The sequence below is a fragment of the Streptomyces sp. genome, assembly GCF_019510245.1.
Taxonomy (GTDB): domain Bacteria; phylum Actinomycetota; class Actinomycetes; order Streptomycetales; family Streptomycetaceae; genus Streptomyces.
This window is the reverse complement of the sequence record NZ_JAEKKT010000391.1, coordinates 1-4,239: the sequence shown is the minus strand read 5'-3', so window position 1 is coordinate 4,239 and position 4,239 is coordinate 1. Positions and strand designations below refer to the sequence as shown.

Below are 4,239 nucleotides of genomic sequence, written 5' to 3'. Positions count from 1 at the left end.
CCACTTCCAGGGGTCATCGGTGATCGGGTGGTACGCGGGGTTGTCCATCCAGCCGGTGCTGTACACGAAGATCAGCAGGACGATCGGTCCGAGCACGTAGATCTGGAACGAACTGAGCACCATGGACACACCGGTGGCGACCTTGTCGATCAGGGTGCCGCGCTTGTAGGCGGCGATCATGCCGGCGCCGACACCGACGATGACGAAGATGATCGCACCGCCCGCGGTGAGCGTGAGGGCGGTCGGGAAGCGGTCCATGATCGTCGACCAGACCATGTCGCCCGAGTAGAACGACTGGCCGAGGCAGGGCGCGCTGCAGTGCCCGGTCGGGTAGTCACGGCCGACCACGATGCCGGACATGAAGTCCCAGAACTGCTGGTGGATCGGCAGGTTGAGGCCGAGTGCCTGGCGGATGTCCTCCAGTCTCGCGGGGGAGCAGTCCTTGCCACAGGCCAGGGAGGCGTAGTCGGAGGGCGCGGCGACGAACAGGAAGAACGTGGCGGCGCCGATGAGGAACAGGGTGACCAGGGCACCGACCGTGCGCCGGATGATGAACTGAAACATGGCGGGAGGGCTGCTCTCTGCGGAGACGGTGGGAGGTTTCACGGAGGTGCGGGGGTGCGCTCCGCCTGGTGCGCACCCCCGCGATCAGCCGTAGAGAGTTACGACTTCACGTACAGGCGGTTGATGTCGATGAGGCTGGACACCGAGCCGTAGCGGGCGCCGCCGATGCTCGACCCGGAGAGCTGGAACTGCTTGGTGTACCAGAGCGGGGCAGCCGGGACGATCTTCTCCAGCAGGTAGTGCTGGGCTTCCTTCCAGGTCTTGGCGGCCGCGGTCGGGTCCTCGGCGAGGGCCTTCTTGATCAGGCCGTCGACCGTGGCGTCCTTGACGTGGGAGTAGTTCGGCGAACCGTCGGTCACCTGGGCGCCGTCGTAGACGGGCGTGATGACCGTGCCGGGCGACGGCCAGTCCTGGCCCCAGCCCGAGATGTACATGTCGTACGGGTTGTCGAGCTTGCCGATCTGCTCGTAGTAGCTCGCCGCGTCGACCTCCTTGGAGACGACGTTGAAGCCGACCTTGGTCAGGGCGTCCTCGATGGCGACCTTGCGCTTCTGGCCGTTCTCGCTGTTGGCGTAGGCGAAGACAACCTTCTTCTCGGCCGCCGGGACGGTCTTGAGGATCTCCTTGGCCTTCGCGATGTTGCCCTGCGGCGTCTTCAGACGACCGTAGGGGTCGTAGTTCGCCTCGTAGCCCGGCAGGGTCGGGGCGAAGTAGTTCGGGGCCACGTCACCGCCGTAGGCGCCGCCCTCACCCGCGATGAGCGACTTGGAGTTGACCGCGTACGTGATGGCCTGACGGACCTTCAGGTCCTTCATGCGGGTCAGGTTGAAGGTCAGCTGCATGACGTAGGGCTGGTAGCCCTTGACCGTGCGCTTGCTGACGGCCGCGTTGCCGATGACGTCCTGGATCTGCGTGGCCTCGACGCCGCCGGTGAGCTGGATGGCGCTCTTGTCCTCGCCCTGGTCGGCGATCAGACGCTTGGTCTGGGTCGACTCGGTGATGCCGAACTGGAAGTCGAAACCGTTCGGGTACTGGTGACGGACGGAGTCGGTCTTGGGGTCCCAGTTCGTGTTCTTCTCGAGCACGAGCTCCTTGCCGATCTTGTACGAGGCGATCTTGTACGGACCGGTGGCGACAGGGGCCTTGTCGTACTTTTCCTTGGTGTCCGTCTTCTCCGGGACGACGGCGTAGCCGGCCATGGCCAGCGTCTGCGGCAGGTCCGGGCGGGCCTGGTCGAAGTGGAAGACGACGGTCTTGTCGTCCGGGGTGTCCAGGACCGAGGCCGGCAAGTGCTTGCCGTCGAAGCCGCCGCCCGGCAGGAGCTTGCGGTAGTCGGAGGCGTACTTGCTGCCGGCGAGCCAGGTCTGGAGGTAGGGCGGGCCGTCGAAGATGAACTTCGCGAACTGGCGCTCGACCGTGTGGCGGATGTCGGCGGACGTGATGGCGGCGCCGTTGGAGTCCTTGACGCCGTCCTTCAGCTTGAAGGTCCAGGTCTTGCCGCCGTCCGAGGACTGGCCGGAGTCGGTGGCGAGGTCACCCACGACCGAGACGCCGCCCTTGCCGTCCTCCTTGAACTGCGTGAGGCGACGGAAGAGCAGGTTGGCGACCTGGCCGGCGTCGGAGACGTAGATCTGGCCCGGGTCCAGGTGCGAGAGGCCCGCCTCCTGGTACACGTTGATCGTGCCACCGGACTTGGCGCCGGCGACCTCCTCGGCAGGACCCGTCGAGCCCGCGGCGTCGGCGTAGGTGACCGCCTTCGACTGGACCGACGCCTCGCTCTGGTCCTTCTTCGAGTCGGTACCGGAGTCGCCGCCCTCGTTCTTGGAGCAGGCCGTGAGGGCCAGGGAACCGGCCGCGAGGGCGACGATGACGGCGCGCGCTCTGCGCGAGCTGATGGGCTTCATGAGGCGAATACCTACCTGTCGGTTGTTATCCATGAGTACTGCCTGACGCGGCTGGTAGGCCGACGCGGGGGCGGCAGCCACCCCCCACCAATGGACGAGTTACCGCCCGGACTTGGGGTCGAAAGCGTCCCGGACCGAGTCTCCGAGGAGGTTGAAGGCCAGGACGAAGATCACCAGCGCCGTGCCGGGGAAGAAGAGGAACGCCGGGTCCTGCTCGGTGTAGTTGGCAGCGGCGGCGAACAGTCGTCCCCAGTCCGGAGTCGGCTCGACGAACCCGACTCCGGCGAAGGAAAGGAAGGCGATGGTGAGGATGGTGCTGGGCAGCTGGAACGTGAACTGCACCAGGATCGGCGTCACCACGTTCGGCAGGATCTCCTTGCGGACGATCCGCCAGGGGGAGGCACCGGAGACCTTGGCGGCCTCGACGAACTCCCTCTCACGCAGGGACAGCACGGTCGAGCGGACCAGACGCGCCATACCCATCCAGCCCAGCAGCCACAGCACGATCAGCATCGCCAGTGCGCGGAAGTACGTGGGGGTCTCCTCCCGCGGGTCGACGAAGAACGCGGTGACCACGGGCATGAAGGCGATGAAGAACAGCTGCTGGGGGAAGGACAGGAAGAAGTCGGTGACCCGGCCGATCCAGTAGTCGGTGCGACCACCGAAGTAGCCGCCGATCAGACCGATGATCACGCCCGTGACCATCAGCAGGACCGTCACACCGAGGGCCATGAACAGCGATGTCCGCATGCCGTACACGAGCATGGCGAACAGGTCACGGCCGTACTGCGGCTCCACACCGAACCAGTGGTCGCCGGAGACGCCGCCGAAGTAGCCCAGGGGCAGCCCGAACTGATCCAGGATCGGCTTGTCGGCGTAGGTCGGGTCCTGCCCGTACAGCGTGTACGGGTTGGTCCCGCTCAGCTTGACCAGGAGCGGCGCGGCCAGCGAGACCACGAAGTACAAAATCACTACCACGGCGCAGATGACACCGGTACGGTCACGCTTGAAGCGCTGCCACATCAACTGGCCGGGAGAACGACCCTCGAGCTTCTGCTCGCCCTTGACAGGCTCGGCGTCCGTCTCGAGCTCGGGGTCCAAGGCGACTGGACTGGTCATGTGTGTACTTCCCCCGGGGGGTTGGAGAGTTGAGCGCAGCACAGATACCGGCAGGTTCTGTGGTTTGGGGGAACTTTCGCCAAAGTGTTCAACGCGCGTCAAGGGCGGAAGGCATAGGGATCTCCCTACCGACCATATTTTGAGGAAAAATTGCAAAGATTGACACCTGCGCGCGCTTGACACGTGAACCGACAGACCGTCAAAACGGACATACCGCAATGGATTTCTGTTCACATGTCCGAAACACCTGGGCGCATTACCGATATCCGGACGGTCACTCATAGGTCACGGACAGGTATCGGCGGACACGCCTGAGGCCCGGTTCCCCGTGTCTCGGAGAACCGGGCTGCCGACATTCGCCGGCGGTGGGATCAGCCGTGCTTGGCGCGGCTCGCGGCGCGGGCGCGCTCGCGGGCGTCCAGGTTGACCTTACGGATGCGGACCGCTTCCGGGGTCACCTCGACGCACTCGTCGTCGCGGCAGAACTCCAGGGACTGCTCCAGGGAGAGCTTGCGCGGCGGGACGATCGCCTCGAACGAGTCGGCCGAGGCCGACCGCATGTTCGTGAGCTTCTTCTCCTTGGTGATGTTCACGTCCATGTCGTCGGAGCGCGAGTTCTCGCCGACGATCATGCCCTCGTACACCTCGGTGC

The 4,239-nt window shown here is 65.3% G+C and carries 2 protein-coding genes and 2 pseudogenes (1 of these 4 only partly in view); all 4 read right to left on the bottom strand.

From position 1 onward, the window contains the following. Positions 1-564 (bottom strand): annotated as a pseudogene (locus JF597_RS52645) (ABC transporter permease) (it extends 409 nt beyond the left edge of the window). A 98-nt stretch (positions 565-662) separates the two neighbouring features. Then, positions 663-2,468, bottom strand: a complete 1,806-nt coding sequence (locus JF597_RS52640) for an ABC transporter substrate-binding protein (RefSeq protein ID WP_294014027.1) — start codon at positions 2,466-2,468, stop codon at positions 663-665. A 99-nt stretch (positions 2,469-2,567) separates the two neighbouring features. Beyond that, entirely contained in the window at positions 2,568-3,587 is a 1,020-nt protein-coding gene (locus JF597_RS52635; protein ID WP_294014026.1) for an ABC transporter permease, read from the bottom strand. Positions 3,588-3,958: 371 nt separating this feature from the next. Then, positions 3,959-4,239 (bottom strand): annotated as a pseudogene (locus JF597_RS52630) (translational GTPase TypA); the annotation flags it as partial.